At 43.3% G+C, this 17,535-nt stretch carries 18 protein-coding genes and 4 tRNA genes; 16 read left to right on the forward strand and 6 right to left on the reverse strand.

The window, feature by feature from the left end:
• Positions 1-2 precede the first annotated feature (2 nt).
• The 3 genes from G414_RS0105150 to G414_RS07520 all read left to right on the forward strand — a co-directional run bounded on the left by G414_RS0105150 (position 3) and on the right by G414_RS07520 (position 3,710).
• Complete coding sequence (locus G414_RS0105150; protein ID WP_022791785.1) at positions 3-188, forward strand: 2-hydroxymuconate tautomerase; 186 nt, start codon at positions 3-5, stop codon at positions 186-188.
• 76 nt (positions 189-264) lie between these two features.
• Positions 265-1,773, forward strand: coding sequence for a glycerol kinase GlpK (gene glpK / locus G414_RS0105155; RefSeq protein WP_022791786.1), 1,509 nt, complete (start codon positions 265-267; stop codon positions 1,771-1,773).
• 338 nt (positions 1,774-2,111) lie between these two features.
• Positions 2,112-3,710 carry a C40 family peptidase gene (locus G414_RS07520; RefSeq protein ID WP_022791787.1) on the forward strand — a complete coding sequence of 533 codons (1,599 nt, stop codon included), beginning with the start codon at positions 2,112-2,114 and terminating at the stop codon, positions 3,708-3,710.
• Positions 3,711-3,767: 57 nt separating this feature from the next.
• Here G414_RS07520 and G414_RS0105165 read toward each other — a convergent pair whose 3' ends face one another.
• Both G414_RS0105165 and mscL read right to left on the reverse strand, forming a co-directional pair.
• Positions 3,768-4,400, reverse strand: coding sequence for a deoxynucleoside kinase (locus G414_RS0105165; protein WP_022791788.1), 633 nt, complete (start codon positions 4,398-4,400; stop codon positions 3,768-3,770).
• Positions 4,401-4,532: 132 nt separating this feature from the next.
• Positions 4,533-4,922 carry a large conductance mechanosensitive channel protein MscL gene (gene mscL / locus G414_RS0105170; RefSeq protein WP_022791789.1) on the reverse strand — a complete coding sequence of 130 codons (390 nt, stop codon included), beginning with the start codon at positions 4,920-4,922 and terminating at the stop codon, positions 4,533-4,535.
• Between the two features lie 122 nt (positions 4,923-5,044).
• On the opposite strand from mscL, the gene G414_RS0105175 reads away from it, so the two are divergent.
• From G414_RS0105175 to G414_RS07530, 11 genes are all read left to right on the forward strand, one after another.
• Positions 5,045-5,887 carry a Cof-type HAD-IIB family hydrolase gene (locus tag G414_RS0105175; protein ID WP_022791790.1) on the forward strand — a complete coding sequence of 281 codons (843 nt, stop codon included), beginning with the start codon at positions 5,045-5,047 and terminating at the stop codon, positions 5,885-5,887.
• Positions 5,888-5,889: 2 nt separating this feature from the next.
• Complete coding sequence (locus tag G414_RS07630; protein WP_040761588.1) at positions 5,890-6,099, forward strand: hypothetical protein; 210 nt, start codon at positions 5,890-5,892, stop codon at positions 6,097-6,099.
• A complete protein-coding gene (locus G414_RS0105185; RefSeq protein WP_051125793.1) occupies positions 6,089-6,820 on the forward strand; it encodes a CPBP family intramembrane glutamic endopeptidase in 732 nt (243 codons plus the stop codon). Before G414_RS07630 ends, G414_RS0105185 begins: the two co-directional genes overlap by 11 nt.
• Before the next feature lie 77 nt (positions 6,821-6,897).
• Positions 6,898-7,419 carry an antibiotic biosynthesis monooxygenase family protein gene (locus tag G414_RS0105190; protein ID WP_022791793.1) on the forward strand — a complete coding sequence of 174 codons (522 nt, stop codon included), beginning with the start codon at positions 6,898-6,900 and terminating at the stop codon, positions 7,417-7,419.
• A 54-nt stretch (positions 7,420-7,473) separates the two neighbouring features.
• Positions 7,474-7,557, forward strand: a tRNA-Leu gene (locus tag G414_RS0105195).
• A gap of 277 nt (positions 7,558-7,834) precedes the next feature.
• Positions 7,835-8,368 carry a GNAT family N-acetyltransferase gene (locus G414_RS0105200; protein ID WP_022791794.1) on the forward strand — a complete coding sequence of 178 codons (534 nt, stop codon included), beginning with the start codon at positions 7,835-7,837 and terminating at the stop codon, positions 8,366-8,368.
• Positions 8,369-8,516: 148 nt separating this feature from the next.
• The gene (locus tag G414_RS0105205; RefSeq protein ID WP_022791795.1) at positions 8,517-9,275 is read left to right on the forward strand and encodes an adaptor protein MecA; all 759 of its coding nucleotides are present in this window, start codon (positions 8,517-8,519) and stop codon (positions 9,273-9,275) included.
• Between the two features lie 71 nt (positions 9,276-9,346).
• Complete coding sequence (locus G414_RS07525) at positions 9,347-10,387, forward strand: competence protein CoiA (protein WP_022791796.1); 1,041 nt, start codon at positions 9,347-9,349, stop codon at positions 10,385-10,387.
• 49 nt (positions 10,388-10,436) lie between these two features.
• The gene (pepF, locus tag G414_RS0105215) at positions 10,437-12,248 is read left to right on the forward strand and encodes an oligoendopeptidase F (protein WP_022791797.1); all 1,812 of its coding nucleotides are present in this window, start codon (positions 10,437-10,439) and stop codon (positions 12,246-12,248) included.
• A gap of 62 nt (positions 12,249-12,310) precedes the next feature.
• Positions 12,311-12,682 carry a DUF948 domain-containing protein gene (locus G414_RS0105220; RefSeq protein WP_337250172.1) on the forward strand — a complete coding sequence of 124 codons (372 nt, stop codon included), beginning with the start codon at positions 12,311-12,313 and terminating at the stop codon, positions 12,680-12,682.
• A gap of 46 nt (positions 12,683-12,728) precedes the next feature.
• Positions 12,729-13,328, forward strand: a complete 600-nt coding sequence (locus G414_RS07530; RefSeq protein WP_022791799.1) for a hypothetical protein — start codon at positions 12,729-12,731, stop codon at positions 13,326-13,328.
• 62 nt (positions 13,329-13,390) lie between these two features.
• Here G414_RS07530 and G414_RS0105230 read toward each other — a convergent pair whose 3' ends face one another.
• On the reverse strand, positions 13,391-14,491 hold the full coding sequence (locus tag G414_RS0105230) for a M24 family metallopeptidase (RefSeq protein WP_022791800.1): 1,101 nt from the start codon (positions 14,489-14,491) through the stop codon (positions 13,391-13,393).
• A 199-nt stretch (positions 14,492-14,690) separates the two neighbouring features.
• Here G414_RS0105230 and ccpA point away from each other — a divergent pair, with 199 nt between their 5' ends.
• On the forward strand, positions 14,691-15,692 hold the full coding sequence (gene ccpA / locus G414_RS0105235; protein WP_022791801.1) for a catabolite control protein A: 1,002 nt from the start codon (positions 14,691-14,693) through the stop codon (positions 15,690-15,692).
• Between the two features lie 50 nt (positions 15,693-15,742).
• Here the strand turns inward: ccpA and G414_RS0105240 are convergent.
• The 3 genes from G414_RS0105240 to G414_RS0105250 all read right to left on the reverse strand — a co-directional run bounded on the left by G414_RS0105240 (position 15,743) and on the right by G414_RS0105250 (position 16,110).
• Positions 15,743-15,831: transfer RNA gene (locus G414_RS0105240), tRNA-Ser, on the reverse strand.
• 90 nt (positions 15,832-15,921) lie between these two features.
• Positions 15,922-15,993, reverse strand: a tRNA-Glu gene (locus G414_RS0105245).
• Positions 15,994-16,038: 45 nt separating this feature from the next.
• Positions 16,039-16,110: transfer RNA gene (locus tag G414_RS0105250), tRNA-Glu, on the reverse strand.
• 221 nt (positions 16,111-16,331) lie between these two features.
• Between G414_RS0105250 and coaBC the strand changes: the two genes are divergently transcribed.
• Complete coding sequence (gene coaBC, locus G414_RS0105255; protein WP_022791802.1) at positions 16,332-17,531, forward strand: bifunctional phosphopantothenoylcysteine decarboxylase/phosphopantothenate--cysteine ligase CoaBC; 1,200 nt, start codon at positions 16,332-16,334, stop codon at positions 17,529-17,531.
• Positions 17,532-17,535 lie beyond the last annotated feature (4 nt).

Consider the following 17,535-nt stretch of genomic DNA (forward strand, 5'->3'; position numbering starts at 1 on the left):
TAATGCCAATGGTACATGTAGAGTTAGTTGCCGGCCGTACACCAGAACAATTACGGGCCATGATGAATGAGATTACTAATGCAGTAGAGACAAATATTGGTGTTCCTAGGGAAGCAATTAAGGTCGTGGTGACCGAAATGCAACCCGATCATTACATGGATGGCGGTATTTTGCGTTCTGATAATTAATTAAGTACAATAAAGAGGGGCTTGGTTGACCGAGCCCCTCTTTTTTTATGATAAAAAGCACTAAGGGAGTACAGACATGGCTGAACAATACATATTAGCCCTTGATCAAGGAACCACTAGTACACGCGCTATTTTATTTAATCATGCTGGTCAACAGGTGGCCAGCGCTCAAAAGGAATTAGCGGTTACTTATCGACAGTCTGGCTGGGTGGAACAAGATGCAAATCAAATCTGGGATTATGCTCGGCAAGTAATGGCCGAAGTGATTATTAAAACAAACTTGCCTCCTTACCGGATTGCTGGGATTGGGATTACTAACCAACGAGAAACAACCATCATTTGGGATCGGTTAACTGGCGAACCCATTGCACCAGCTATTGGCTGGCAGTCTAAACAGACCAGTCAAGTGGCTGAGGAACTTAAACAAGCAGGACTGACTGATTGGATCTATCAAAAAACGGGCTTATGGACCGATGCGTATTTTTCAGCTACGAAAATTATGTGGTTATTAGACCATGTTCCTGGGGCAAGAAAACGGGCTGAAGCGGGTGATTTATTATTTGGTACGATTGATACCTGGTTATTATACAAATTAACCAATGGTGAAGTGCATGCAACAGATTATACAAATGCTTCGCGGACGATGCTCTTTAATATTCATAAGGGGGAATGGGATAGCGAGTTGTTGGAACGGTTTAATATTCCACAGGCCATGCTTCCAGAAGTAAAAAATTCATCAGATGATTTCGGCTACACGGCTGATTATGCCTTTTTTGGGATTCGCGTTCCCATTACCGGTATAGCAGGTGATCAACAAGCAGCTTTATTTGGTCACCAGGCGTTCCAAGCAGGTGAGGTAAAAAACACCTATGGAACAGGATCGTTTATTATGATGAACACGGGGGACCAGGCTGCACATTCTCAGCATGGGCTGTTAACGACGATTGCCTATGCATTAGATGGTCATTTGACCTATGCCCTTGAAGGCTCAGTTTTTATTGCGGGCGCAGCCATTCAATGGCTAAAAGATGGGCTGGGACTGATTCAAAATGCCAAAGAAACAGCTAATCTCGCTGAGAAATCACGTTTGGAGCATCCAGAAGCAATTTACCTTGTACCAGCCTTTACAGGTCTTGGGGCCCCCTATTGGGATCAAGACGCTCGAGGAGCGATGTTTGGCCTCACCCGGGGAACAAACCGGGCTGACATTGTGCGGGCAACCGTAGAGGCGCTGGCCTACCAAACAAGCGACGTTTTGACTGCGATGGAAAGTGATACAGGAATGGCGGTTAAGACCATCATGATTGACGGGGGCGCCGCCGCCAATACGTATCTGCAACAGTTTCAAGCAGATTTAATTCAACGTCCGGTCCAGCGACCACAAAATCTTGAAACAACAGCTTTAGGGGCAGCTTTTCTTGCTGGATTACGGGTTGGCTTTTGGGCACAGCTAAGTGATTTACCACAACACGGTCGCTTAAGCGTGTGCCAGCCTAATCGTGATCAGCAAGCATTAATGGTGAACCAGCTGCAGGGTTGGCACCAGGCGGTTGCTGCGACGCGAACGTTCCCGTTACAAATGTAACAATAAATATCCAATGTTACGTTTTAGTTACTTTTTAATTTCGTTAGCTGGAAGACATTAGTTTAAATTTTATGCTATCCTGGTGGGCTAATTCGGAACACATGTAACGATAGCCGCTTAATAGAGCCTTTTAAAAGCATTTTGAGCAAGCGGACCGCTTTTTTATAACAGCTGGGAAGTAACTGAGGTTAAGATTAACTGAATGTAATATGACATCGGACAAAGATTAAGAAAATTATAAGACGCTTAAGTTTCTGTTCCCCTAAACCTTTAACTAAATTTAAGGTATGATAGGAGAGTATTCAGAAGAAAAGCAAACGAAAAGGGGGGCCAAATTAATGAGTAAACGGACGAATAGGGCGCTCTTGGCTGGATTAGCCGGAGCGGTCGGCGTAGTTACGTCAACCCAATTACCAAATGTTCAGGCTGCAATGAAAGAGTTGTCACAACAAGATGCCAGTGCATCAAGCAGCCAAACAATTGGTAGCGATCCAATTCATCAGGCCATTAAGCAAGATTTAAAACGACAAGCTAAAAATGGTCGGCATCAGATTACCACCAAGTCTACAATTGTCCGTGAGCGGGCTGAGGCACAAAAGAAAGTGAAGGCTAGTCAGGGTCCAGTTAAGGCAAGTTCAACTGAGCCTGTGATGGAGGCGCGAGCTAAGGTAACGAGTGAGCCTGATGCAGCAGTTATGAACTTAGCAGCTGCTCAACCAAGTGAACAACCGGTTGAACAAAACAAGGCGAATGCTGAACCTGATACGGTCGCTAGCGCAGTTAGTCAACCTGCTAGCACAAGTGAGCAAGTGGCAGAACCGGCACAGCAGCAGACCAGTCAGGCGTCAACGCCAGCTGAGCAAGCTGCCTATGATGATGTGGTGACGGATAAAAGTCAGGCCACTGATACGATTCAGTACACTATAAGTGACGGCGATACACTTTCTAGTATCGCTGCTGCTCATGGGGTAACGACAGCAGATATTTACGCTGCTAACGCAGGTGACTTGGGCTTGTTGCAAATTGGACAGGTGATTTCAATTCCTAAGGCCTCTACCCATGCAGAGGGTACGGTAACTGATGCATCTACAAAGACCGATGCTACCAGTGAAGACCAGAATGGAACAACAGCTAAAACAGAGTCTAAGCCAAGCGATGACCAGATTGATAATCAGGTGGCACCTAGTGAAGACAGCAATCAAGCTAAGACGAGTCAAGAGCAGGTGGACAGTCAAAAAGATGTCAAAGCAACACCAGCGCAGTCAGAGACGTCAACTGAGCAAGGCGACACTACTCAGGATACAGGTGATGTTAAACAAGCTGCGCCTGCTAAGACAACTTCTACAAATGCACAACCAACTCAGACTGCCACTAAGCAACAGGTAGCGCACCCTGTGGACACTAATTTGCAGGTTACAAGTCAACCTACGCAAACGAACGCGCCTCAACCCGTGGTTCACACAACGAGTCAGGAACAAACTTCAACAACGACCGATACGCAAGCTACTGCACCTCAAGCAACAGTCGCAGTTAAAACAGGTTCCCTATCTGCTAGTCAACGATCAACTATCGTCAACGAAGCAGTTAATTTAGCTCATCAAAACATTCCTTATGTTTGGGGTGGTAAGACGACTAGTGGCTTTGACTGTTCAGGGTTAGTGGCCTACGTATATGGACAAGCGGATGCTTCTTTGCCAGCTTATACGGTAGCTCAAGAGGGTTATGTTTCTTCACAGGATGTAAGTTCAGTGGCCGATGTAACGGCTAAGGCTCAACCTGGGGACATTCTCTTCTGGGGTGGCCATGGATCAACTTGGCATTCAGCTATTTATATTGGTGGTGGTCAGTTTGTAGCTGCACCACAACCTGGTTCTAACGTTTCTGTTCAAACTTTGTCAGCTAGTTTCTTACCTGACTTTGTTGGAACTTTAAATTAAAAACAACCTAATAAAAAGGCCACTCCTATATAAGGGGCGGCCTTTTTATTAGGTTGTTTATTTTAGCTTAGCTAAAGCATCATCAATCTGAGCTAAGACAATTTTTTGGTTAGCTGGCTCTTCTAAGTTATAGGTCTGTAAATCAACGGTCATTTTAGGGGAGGCATCATAATCTTGATACCATTGTTGATAGGCTGACCACATCTTATAGTAGTAGTCACGCAGGTCAGCATTATCATCGAACTGTTCATAATCACGACCGCGCTTTTTAATCCGGTATAGAATCGTATCAAAATCGGCATTAGCAAAGACCATTAGGTCGGGCCGCCGTTTTTCCATTGTTTGTAATTCGGCCATCATATGATCGAGAAGATCCATATAAACGGCTAGTTCAGCATCTGTAATGTTACCTTCTCGATGATTTTCTTGTGTAAATAGCGCGTCCTCATAGATTGACCGATCAAGTACGTTATTATCATCGGCTAAGGCCTTTTTGATCATTGCAAAGCGCTTATTTAGAAAATAGATTTGAAGGAGGAATCCATATTGCTTTGGATCCGCATAATAGAGGGGCAGGACTGGGTTGTCACCAACTGGCTCAAAAAAAGCCTCTGTGCCCAAATGTTTTGCAATTAAACCTGTTAGTGTGGTCTTACCAACACCAATCATACCCGCCGTGATTATCACCATGGTAGTCCTTCTTCCTTCAAATTTCGTCTTGAGTTATCCCCAGCGACTGATAACTATCTTAGCTAATTTTGGACCTAAATGCAATCTAAAGAAAAAGCGGTTGCCAATTTGGCAACCGCAATTAAGCCAAGCTTATTTGTGTTCAAGACTGTTACGAATATCTTTTAAGATATCAAGCTCTGTTTCAGCTGGTGCTGCCTGATCAGTTTGATCTTCTTCCTTGGTCAAAGCACGGGCTTTGTTTAAGGCCTTAATGACGATAAAAATACATAGTCCAGTCAAAATAAAGGTTAAGCCATTCGCTAAGAAGGCGCCAATCTTTATTTTTGCGGGGCCTATTTGCCAGACAATATTGGCAAAGGAAATGGACCCAGTCACAATCCCAATTACGGGCATGAAAATGTCGTTAACTAGTGACTTTAATAGCACTTGAAAGGCACCACCCATAATAAAGGCAATGGCCATATCAATGATATTACCTTGACTTAGAAATTCCTTAAATTCTTGCCAGAACTGACGCATACGTGAAGACTCCTTTACATGCTAAATTAATTCAATTCTACTTTATTTGCTTGGCTTTGCCAACAAAAGCCTAGGCTTTTCTGTTAAAATGAGAGCATGAATGCAGAATAAGGAGACCGAAAATGACGTATAAAATGCTTGTCTCAGACTTAGATGAGACCTTATTGAACAATGATGGGACTATCAATCCTCTGAACGTTGAGGCGATTAAAGCTGCGGTGGCCCAAGGATTTAAATTTGTGCCGAATACAGGTCGATCTTTCTTGTCTGTCCAGGACTTGTTAAAGACGTTGGGACTTGCTGATCAAGCAGACCAGTACGTGATTTCTTACAATGGCGGTGTCATAGTGGAAAATCAAGGTAATCGGATTTTAGATGTTTCAGGCATGTCGTTGCCCTTAGCAGAGCAAATCTTTCAAGCTGGTTTGGTTAATGATGCTGTGGATGTTCACATTTACACGGTTGACCGGTTATTTGTTTATAATCCGTCAGCAGCCGATGAAGAATACATGGCAGCGCGTGGGGTGAACTATGAGGTAATGGCAGACCGCAACTTGAGCTTTTTAAAAGACGAGGCGGCGATTACGAAGGTCATTTTTGAACATTTGGATGCAAAAGTGCAAGCACAAATTAAGGCGGCTGTCTTGAAGGCGGTAGGTGCCAATCAAGTAGAGGCAACCTTTTCATCTTCGCGTTATGTAGAATTTAATCCAGCGGGGGTTGATAAGGGCAGAGCAACTTTAACTTTGGGAGCTAAATTGGGAATTAAGCCTGAGGAAATTATGGCGATTGGTGATAACAGCAATGATCTGAGTATGATTAAAGCGGCTGGTTTAGGTATTAGTGTGGCGAATGGAATCCCCGCAGTTAAAGAAGCTGCCCAGGTGGTAACCGCACGCACTAATAATCAAGGGGCGGTTGCTGAAGTCCTTGAACGGTATGTTTTGAAGGGAGAGGAGGCCTAGTTTTGCGCACACTGATGTATTTAGGCCTATCATTACTAACAGTAATAATCTTTGTGCTACTAGCAGAGTATAGTCAGATTTATCACTGGCCAGCTTGGTTGAGTGCACTTATCTTTCTATTAGCTTTAATCGGTTTAACGGGGGCTTTATCCTATGCTTTTGTTCGGTTACAAGCGCGAAAGGGGATGGGGAGCGACCATGATGAAAAATGAGCATGATGACTGGCTAACGGGCAGTATGTGGGTGCTTTTGGGCATTATTTTAGACTTTGGCTTGCAATTATTAGTAACTTCTAGTAGTCAAGGACTGGCCATATTGTTTGGACAACCTAAAGAAGGGATACTGGCTACTAGTTTAATGGTCTTAATAACCCTCATCCTGACAGCAGCCGTTGTCTATCTCCTAACCTATGCGGTACGGTTTCGCAGCCCTAAACTAGGCTGGCACCCTTGGCGACGAGATAAGGTGAGATTAGCCGTGCTTGGTTATCCCTTACTTTTAGTTGCCACAATGCTGATTAAGCTTTTCCAATTGTTCTTTACAGGTGGGATAGCCACTGCTGATAATGAGTTAAATCTCCGTCAACTAATGGCTGCCGGCCCTTATGACTTTCTCTTCGTATTCATCTTAGCTGTTGGGGTAGCCCCCTTGGTTGAAGAATTGATTTTTAGGGGAGTGGTGCTGAATTACTTTTTTAAGCAGTCCCAACACTATTGGCTTAACATTGGGCTATCAGCAATTTTATTTGGTTTTTTTCATGTTTTCCAGGCCTTTAATTTTTTTGATTTTCTACAATATGCAACTATGGGTGCAATCTTAGCCACTGTATATAAACGGACACGGCAGTTGCAATATGCTGTTCTTTTACACGCAATTAATAATACCGTGGCCATGGTAGTATCGTTGATTACAATCAATCCTTTTGGCTGGTAAACGGAGAAATGGTACAAAAATATGCTTAATACGGTTATAATAACCCTAGGGGACTTAGCAAGTATAAGGAGGCAACAATGCCAGAATATTTACATACGACATTTGGTAGTAAGGAAGTTTTAACTGCGATTCGAAATCAGCACTTGAATCAACACTTGTTACTGACGGTTGATGATGCTGATCCTTACCGTTATCAATTGATTGAAAAAACGAGTGATTCTGATTCTGTTTTTACAACACCTACTAGTTATGAGATTTTATCGGAACAAGGGGAAACAGCAGAACTGCGTGGTTGGTTGAATTTTCATTTTATAACCGTACCTGAGCAGGGGCGGGCTAACTTTATTCGGCGATGGAATGCCTTTCAAGAGCGTGACTTTACTGGTGTAGCCGGGTTTATTAGTTCGTATCTCTTGCAACGAGTGGATGAGCCCCAACAATTGGCCGTGTTAACAACGTGGACGATGAAGGATTTCTGGTTGGTTTGGCAAGCGGATAATCAAAGTCCCTTAAAGGATTATCAAACGGAAGGTAATCGTTATGGCTTGCGGGATGCACAGTATTCCTTTGTTGCCTTTGCCAAGCAAGATTTAAAGTAAAAAAGAACTAGAAAAAGCAGCATAAGTTTGGTATGCTTAACTATGTTGTTTTTTGCCGTTGTGGCGGAACTGGTAGACGCGCACCGTTCAGGTCGGTGTGAGAGCAATCTCATGCAGGTTCGATTCCTGTCAACGGCATAATGGAAAGTGTCAATCTTCATAGTAAAACTGTTATAAATGCTGTTAGAACGGCATTTATAACAGTTTTTTTTTGCATAAAACCTAAAATATGCAAAAATCATCATAATATAACACCATTTAACACTATCCTAAAAATAATTTACCCCAAATTTACCCCATTTTAGGCTTTAAATCAGGCAGTAGAAATAGGCGCTTAAACCGAGCTAAGTTTCCTTTGACCTTGATTAGGTACACTAGAATTAGTTTATAATCCGAAAAATGGAGGTTTTTAGCAGTGATAACCATTGAAACAGTATCAGAACGGTACCAACAGGCTTGGCTTCAACTTTATCAAGAGGCCTTTCCAGCTTATGAGCGATTTGACTGGACTAAGTTAGATCAGTTGGCCAAAGAAAATATCATTCAGTTACGAGCCCTGGTAGACCGGCAGACTGATCATTTAGTTGGGCTGGCTGTCCTAGTTGAACTTGCTAATGGTGGCGCTTATTTACTTTACTTTGCGATTGTTAAAGCGGGGCGTGGCCAAGGTCTTGGGGGACAGGCGATTACAAGCCTAAAGAAACAGTATCCGGCCGGTATCATTTTAGAGTGTGAAAAACGTGATGCTAGAGCGGAAAATGCAAACCAACGGGAGCGGCGCTATGCGTTTTATCTAGCGCATGGCTTTGAAGATACCCGTTATCTGGCGCATAACCAAGATGCAGATTTTCATCTGTTACGATCTGCAAAGCAGGTTATGATTGCAGATTATGTATGGGCGACAGAGCAGATCCAGTTACCAACCCAAATCAAGTCAGGCCTTAACTGAGTTAGCACCTTGCTAGGACGGGACGATGCGAATGTTATAGAACACGCAGCCTTAAGCCATGGAAAATATTGTATCTAAGGCATCTTTCCCCTTAATGATATGTTACAATACTCTTAGTATTGTCATACTAGGAAGGGGGCCCATTAATATGGAGTTTGAACGTATTAATGAAGATACCATCAGAGTGGTGGTGACGAATGATGATCTAGCTGACCATGGGATTTCAGTCGTTGATTTATTGGGCAACCAAGAGGAGATTGAGCGCTTTTTCTATAGTATCTTAGAAGAAGCAGATGTTGATCACGAATTTATTAATAATGATGCCGTAACCTTCCAAGTTTTACCTTCAAAAAACGGGTTAGAATTATTCATTTCTAAAAACTTGGCAGATAAAGGGCAGATGGATACGATGTTAAATGCCATGTTGGGTCAACGTGATGCTAATGTGACGAATGACGATGTTTCTGATGAGTTGTTAGATCAATTGTTGGATTATGATCAACCACAGCAGGGATCAACATCCACTTCGACTTTTGCAAAAGATAGTCAGGTGCCAAAGGAAGTGACACAACAAAATCAACAGAATGAGCCAACGATAGATGTTCAGCCTAAAGGGCAAGAGAAACGTCAGTTACTGGTAAAATTTAAAGATTTCGAAAATGTCTTGCAACTAGCAAATACGTTGACGAGCGACATTGGTGAGACAGCCCTAATTCGTTATCAAGCAGCCTATTATTTAGTCATCAATTTTGATGCCATCTTACTAACGGAGCAAGTGCAAAATATTACGGCAATTGCCCGTGAGTATGGTGACGTTTCTGTGCTCTCTAGTGATCTTTTACGTGAGCATGGACAGGTGATTTTTAATACAGGAGCTTTAGCGGCCCTGCGTCATTATTTTGACTGAAGTTAGTTAGAACGTGAAGTACACATGGTAGACATGTGTACTTTTTTTGTTATCAGGGGAGATTAGGGGTCATGCTGATTGGCTATGAATGGGAACGCGGTTTCCTGGTGCCTGCCAAGCAGGCTAAACTGGGAGTCCATTATTGTTGTCCTTATTGTGGGCAACCACTTAGGCTTAAACGTGGTTCTAAACGGGCAACGCATTTTGCTCACCAGCAGACTTGCACCTGGTCTGCGAAGGGGGAATCGCAAGAACACTTAGCTGGCAAGCAGGTCTTAGCTCAAGTATTTCAAGATCAGGGTTGGCAGGTAACACTTGAAGAACCGTTGTTTATGCTTCAACAACGAGCCGATTTAACGCTCAGACGGGGACTAAGTCAAGTCATAGTGGAATATCAGTGTGCTAATCTGTCGACAGAGGAAGTTCAAAGACGGCAAGCGGGTTATCGAGCAGCGGGTTTCGCCGTCTTTTGGGTGTTGGGAAATCGTTATCAAAAGTTAACGGCTAACCGGTTGTGTTGCTTTTTGAGTCACGAAGATCAGCACTTTGTAACGTATCATTTAATAAGAACTAGTAAAAAATTGGTTCAAAGAAGACAACCATTAATAGCGTTTGAACCACTCAGGATAAAGTCTAGGCCCGCTTTATTAAAGGAGCTAAATCAGATTCAACAATCGCTCATGCGACAACTACCGGAGATGAAGCAAATCCAATCCCAGCTTTACCAGCAGGGGTATCATGCTGCTCTTTTGCCCTGGATGTGTCATTTGCCTTACAAAACAATTGGGATGCGCAAACCAGCGTGGTATTTAGCTGCTCAAATACTAATACAGTTAAAGTCTGGCCCTTGCAGCACCCAGAACTTGGTAACCCTGCTTGATATAGATGCTAATTGGTATGCTTTTGGCCTTTTGGAACGGCGACTTTGGATTAGTGAGCCTTGGTTAAAGTATGTTTTAACGTTGTGGCAACGGTTAGCACTGGTTAAACGGATAGCAAATGAGAACTGGATATTAACCGGCAGGGGTAATCAGTACCAACATTTGACCAAAAAACAGATTGATTTACAGCAAAATTACGTACAATGGCGACGACAAGTGGTAGAATACTAGACAATAACTGATGAACTGTAAGTTTTTTGGATAAACGGGAGGACGGCAAATGGCTAAAACATTACCAACAAGAGCAGAATTACCCCTTGGGTTAACTTGGGATTTAACAACCATTTTTGCTGATGATCAAGCTTGGCAAACTGCATTTACTGAAATTGAAGAGCGACTATCATTAGCTGATGCGATGGCAGAGCATGTTACTGATTCGGCAAGTTCTTTTTATGAAGCCTTGCAGTTTGGGTTGAACTTGATGCGGGACTTGGAGAAGGTCTATGTGTATGCTTCAATGAAACACGATCAGGACACGAATAATAGTTTTTACCAAGGCTTAGTGAGTCAGGCTGAAGCATTAGCGGCCCGGGTAGCAGCTGCAATCGCCTTTTTTGATCCAGCTGTGCTTAGTCTAAGTCCAGAGCAATTAGCTAATTTTTATGAGCAAGAACCAAAATTGGTGGCCTACCGCCATTATTTGGATGAAATTTTAACGCAACGTGGGCATGTTTTACCTGCTGACCAGGAACAATTGTTGGCGGCAGCGGGGGATGTTTTTGGGACGGCCGAACGTGCTTTTGGCATGTTAGACAACGCCGATATCAAATTTGGTACTGTAGTCAACGATGATGGGGAAGAAGAGCAGTTATCAAATGGTGTCTATGCGCGCTTATTAGAATCGCCTAACCAAGCGGTACGTAAGGAAACCTTTCAAACTTTCTATCAGCCCTACCTCGATTTTGAAAATACCTTTGCATCATTACTAGCTAGTCATGTGAAGGGCCACAACTTCATGGCACAGGCCCATCATTATACATCCGCCCGCCAGGCAGCCTTAGCCAATAACCAAATTCCAGAAGCAGTTTATGATACGCTGATAGCTGAGGTGCATCAGGCCTTACCTTTGTTACATCGCTATGTTGCCTTACGTAAACGGTTATTAGGATTGCCTGCTTTGCATTCATATGATTTGTACACCCCTATTCTGGGAACACCGGATTATGAGATTGACTATGAAGGGGCTAAGGCTGAAGCACTGGCTGCACTGGCACCGCTAGGCGATGACTATTTAGCGGTTGTCAATCAGGCGTTTGATCAACGTTGGATAGATGTGCCCGAAAATCAGGGAAAGCGGACGGGTGCTTATTCTGGTGGTTCCTATGACACTAATCCATTCATTCTATTAAACTGGGTAGATAACATGAATAATTTATATACTTTAGTTCATGAAACTGGTCATAGTGTTCATAGTTACTTTACTAGGGCAAGTCAACCTTATCAGTATGGTGATTACCCAATATTTTTGGCCGAAATTGCTTCAACCACTAATGAAAATTTGTTAACCGATTACTTGCTAAAACAAATTGATGAGCCCGCCTTACGAGCGTATGTTTTGAATCAATATTTGGATGGTGTCAAAGGGACTCTCTTTAGGCAAACGCAATTTGCTGAATTTGAGTGGTGGATGCACCAACAGGCTGCCGCTGGACAGTCCTTGACGGCTTCAGTTTTGGATGATTATTATGGTCAGCTAAATCAACGCTATTATGGACCTGCATTGACGGTTGATCCTGAAATTAGCCATGAATGGGAACGCATCCCACATTTTTATTATAATTTCTATGTTTACCAATACAGTACTGGTTTTGCGGCGGCGACAGCTTTAGCCGAAAAAATCTTAAATGAAGGCCAGCCAGCCGTTCAAGCCTACAAAGATTATCTAAAGACCGGCTCAGCGGATTATCCAATTGAGGTGATGCGCAAAGCAGGTGTTGATATGACACAACCAAATTATTTGCGTGCTACCTTTAGTCTCTTTGAGCAACGACTGGATGAGTTTGAGTCTTTGGTTAAGCAACTAGAAGATTAGGTAAACGTTGAAAGCCCCATCCAAAACAGGTAGAATTAACTTAACAAAGAGGATGGAGGAAGATGATGATGACAGCAGGTGCTATCGCATGGTTAATTATCGCCATTGCCATATTATTAGTATTGGGAGCAATGGCTTGGTTACTTTTTCAGATTACGCAACCGCTTAAAAATGTATTGCGTGATGTAGATATTATCGCTCGTGAGACGGATGATATTATGGCCAATACCAATACTTTACTAGAAGATGTTAATAGCAAGGTGGCTGTGTTGGATCCTGCTGTACAAGCAGTTGCTGATTTAGGGACGTCACTGTCGGACTTAAATGTAGCGACCAAGGATTTAACGGGGCACATCAAGCAGCGCGGGGCTTCAAAGACAGCCAGTGCCTTTTCAGTGGCTAATAGCCTGCGTAAACATCGTAAACAAAAGTAAGGTCATTGGAATAGTCTGAATACCTGAATCAAGGGAGGAAGTTGACATGGCAAAAGGAATTTTAAAGGGAATTGTTGTTGGTGGCTTGGCTGCCGCTGTTGGATATGTAGGTTACAAGCGCCTCTCCGTTGAACAACGGGCCCGCCTTGATCAAAGTGTTGATCAAGCAACTGATACCTTGCATGACCGGGTAGTGGATGCTCAGTATGCAATGAATGATGCAGTGGCCTTGGTACGCGAAAAGGCCGATGAAGCGCTAACTAAGTTACAGTTAGATGATCGAGTAAGTCGTTTGGTTGATGAGGCCGCACGTACCAGTCAGGATGTTCAACAACGGGCTGGTGACTTATTGCATGAAGTGAAAGCTAAGACGACTGACTTTCGTGAAGATGCCGTTTTAGCCAAGGATGAAGCGCAAGCTGATATCCTAATCAAGGAAGCGGATTTAGCTGATACGATTGAACACGGCTTGCAGGCACAATCAGAAACGAAGGTCGCTCACTTAGTTGATGACCAAGATGCCATGTTGAAGCAGGCAGCCGCAAAACAGGTTGCTTCATTAGCGGCTAGTGGTAAGACAGGTTTAGCTGCTAGTGACCAGGCTGGTTTGGCGGCAAGCGATCAGATTGGTTTATCAGAAAAGTAGAATAAGACATAAAAAAAGCAGGTGCATCGCACCTGCTTTTTTTATGTCTTTGTTGTAAAGGCCTAATCAATAATTTGGAGTGCCTTACTCGTGTGGGTCATTGACTCGGCCCCTTGATTAGTTAGGACAATTGAATCTTCAATTCGAATACCTAAGTCTCCAGGAATATAGATGCCAGGTTCAATTGAAAAGGCCATGCCAGGTTCTAAGATTAAAGGATTATCCGGTGCAATTTGAATCGATTCGTGCACGGATGAACCTAATCCATGTCCAAGCCGGTGGACAAAATATTCTCCATAGCCAGCGTCGGTGATAATATCATGGGCAATGGCATCTAATTCACCGGCTGTCATGCCGGGCTTAACCGCATCCTGAGCTGCTAATTGGGCGGTTAGAACAACATCATAAACTTCCCGCTGATGATCTGAGACGGACTGATAGGCAACCGTACGTGTTGCATCTGATACATATCCATCAAAAATAGTACCCAGATCAAAGAGCGCCAAGTCGCCTGGGGCTAATGTTGTTTGTCCGGTAGCTCCATGTGGTTCGGCCGCATGCTGGCCGAATTGGATGAGAGTCTCAAAGGACATACCGGCAACGCCAGCAGACTTAAGCTGATATTCAAGCTCGGCCATTACTTCACGCTCCGTTTTACCAGCAGCTAAGGCGGCAAATCCAAGGGCAAAGGCTCGATCAGCATCGCGACCGGCCTGACGCATCTTTTCAATTTCAGCAGGCGTTTTAATTAAACGCATTTGTTCAATAAGTGGTGTTAGATTGGCCACAAAGTTTAGTCCAGGTAGATTTTGTTTTAGGGCTTCTGCATGACTAAGGGTCAAGTTACCCTTTTCAACAGCAAAACGTTCCACCCGCTTGCTGCTTGCTTTAACATGCTCTGCGATGAGAGCAAATGGATCTTGGGCATCTTGATAGCCATAGACAGGATAAGGCCAACCAGTTTCTTTAATGGCTGCTACCTCTAAAGCTGGTGCAAAAATGAAGGGATCCGCTTGTGGGAAAATAAAGAGAGCTAAGATACGCTCAATTGGATCAGATTCAAAGCCAGTTAAATAAGCAATTGAGTGGTAATCAGACAGGTAAGCCCCATCTAATTCCTGTGTATTTAGCCAGGTTTGAATGTCTTGAATATGGTTTGTCATCCGAAAAAAGCTCCTTTTTAAATGTTATCTTAGTCCTATTGTACACGGTTTCAAAAAAATATGACATATCAACTCACTTTATGCTAAAATAAAAATTTGTGTTGTGAAAATTCTTGTGAAAACATGTTACAATGGTTCTGTAACCGTTTACAATTTAAAAAGACCTATGATTGACTAACAAACTGATGGGGTAAAGACAATGGAAAAACAAGCAGTAACAATTTATGATGTTGCCCGCGAGGCAGGCGTTTCAATGGCCACCGTGTCTCGGGTAGTGAATGGAAATGCCAATGTAAAACCCGCTACTAAAGAAAAAGTGCAAGCAGTTATTGATAAGCTAAATTATCGACCAAATGCGATTGCGCGGGGGTTAGCTTCACGAAAAACAACAACGGTCGGACTGGTTGTGCCAGATATTACTAATCAATATTTTGCTGAATTGGCCCGTGGAATTGATGATGTTGCCAAGATGTATAACTATCAAATCATTTTAGCCGGAGCTGATGAAAGTAATCAGGAAGGTGCCGAAGTGTTAGATAATTTGCTAGGTAAGCAAGTAGATGGCATTATTTTCATTGGTAATCAGCTTTCAGATAAAGTCCGTGAGCGCTTAGCTTCAGTTGATATGCCAACGGTGTTTGCCGGTTCGATTGATCGGCAGGGGACTGACCCTTCAGTAAACATTAACTATCAACAAGCATTTAAAGAAGCAACAGATATTTTAGTTAAACATGGTCACCAACGGATCGCCTTTATTTCGGGTAGTTTAAACCATGTTATTAATCAGGAACATAAATTAGCAGGCTACCAGCAAGCCTTAGTGGATGCTGGCTTACCCCTTGATAAGGCCTTGGTATTTCAAGGCGATTACAGTTATCAGTCAGGTTATGCCATGACCAACCAATTAAGAGCAAGCAAGGCTACTGCCGCGATTGTTGTGAATGATGAGATGGCGGCTGGTTTATTGAATGGATTGACTGACAGTGGGGTACAGGTTCCAGCTGACTTTGAAGTGATTACAAGTAATAGTTCCAAATTAACGGAAATGACGCGACCACAATTATCGACAATTACGCAACCTATTTATGATATTGGTGCTGTATCAATGCGAGCATTGACAAAATTGTTAGCACATGAACCTTTAGATGACGACCAAGTCACCTTGGCCCATGGCTTTTCTAAGCGGGGAACAACGCGCTAAACAAAAAAGGAACACCTTGACTCAAGGTGTTCCTTTTTTGTTTAAAGATAAGGAGACAACGGGATTTGAACCCGTGCGCCGGCTCAACACCGGTTCGGCGGATTTCGAGTCCGCTGCATTACCACTCTGCCATGTCTCCAAAAGTCAACTCTGCTATTATAGCGATTCTAGACGTTTTTGACAAGGTTAAAGTAAAAAACACACCAAGAACAGGTGTGCTTTTTCTTTATAGCTCATCAGGGAGTCGAACCCTGGATGCCGGTGTGAAAAACCGGAGTCTTAACCGCTTGACCAATGAGCCATTATCTATTAATGCTAGGTTAGACGAACTGTTACTGTCGTCTAATAGCTCATCAGGGAGTCGAACCCTGGATGCCGGTGTGAAAAACCGGAGTCTTAACCGCTTGACCAATGAGCCATTAACTTAGTTGCCTTAACAACAGGAACTAATATACCAGAACTTAATTACTAGTGCAATACTTATTTTCAAAAAAAGCAAAATTGAGCTTAGTTGACCAAATTTAACTGGCAGGGGTAGGTCATGATTTTCATCATAGCCAACTTGGGGTATGATAAAAGGGTTAACTTACTTAAATTAAGCACAGGAAAGAATCAGTAAACTGGCTGTTAGGAGTAGATATGTTAAAAGGAAAGCGAATCCTCTTAATCGTTACGGGTGGCATTGCGGCCTTTAAGGCTGTTCAATTAGCTCGGTTATATGTGCGGGCGGGGGCCACAGTAAGAGTTGTTATGACAACAAATGCGCAGGCGTTTGTGACTGCAAAGACCTTTGCTGTACTGACTGGTGAGTCAGTGATTACCGATCTGTTTGATCAACCAAGCCAACCAACGATTGAACACATTAACCTTGCTGATTGGGCCGATTATCAGATCGTCGTCCCAGCAACTGCCAACCTGATTGCTAAAATGGCACAAGGAATAGCCGATGATGCCGCCTCAACAGTTCTGCTTGCACGCCATGTACCAACGGTGGTGATACCAGCCATGAATTCCCATATGTGGTCCAATCCAGCACTTGTACGTAATATAGCCCAATTACGCGCTGATGGAGTGCATATTATTGAACCGGTCAGTGGCCTTTTGGCAGAGGGCTATGCAGGGCAGGGACGCATGCCTGAACCAGAGGTGATTTTTGAACAAAGCCAAGTTTTTTTTGGCGCAAATCCTGGGAAGTTGGCTAACAAGACAGTTGTTGTCACAGCTGGTGGCACCAGAGAGGCCATTGATCCGGTGCGCTACATTGGTAATCATTCATCCGGTAAAACGGGTTATGCAATTGCTCAAGCAGCAGTTAACCAAGGAGCCCATGTTATATTAATTACAACCGTTGATCGGCCAGCACCAGCGTTGGTGACGGTTAAGCATGTTGTGTCAGCCTTAGATATGTTGGCTGCCTTAAAAGACGTGTACGCACAAGCAGATGTTGTTGTGATGGCTGCTGCAGTGGCTGACTACCGACTAAGCCAACCGGCGGAGCAAAAAATGAAAAAAACATCAAAAACGAGTGGCCTCCATTTGGATTTAGTGCAAAACCCAGATATTTTAGCTCAATTGGGGCAGATGAAGACGCACCAATTTTTAGTAGGGTTTGCTGCTGAAACACAAGATGTTTTAACGAATGCAAGTAAAAAATTACAGCAAAAAAGGCTCGATTTATTAGTTGCCAATGATGTATCTCAACCGGGCTTAGGATTTGCTACGACCAATAATGTGGTAACGCTACTAGAACCAGGTAAAAAGCCTAAGACTTTACCTGAACAGTCAAAAACGGCGATTGCTCGAGAATTGATTGACTTAATTAGTGAAAGGTTAGGATAAAATG

The sequence above is a fragment of the Weissella halotolerans DSM 20190 genome, assembly GCF_000420365.1.
Classification (GTDB): Bacteria; Bacillota; Bacilli; order Lactobacillales; family Lactobacillaceae; genus Weissella; species Weissella halotolerans.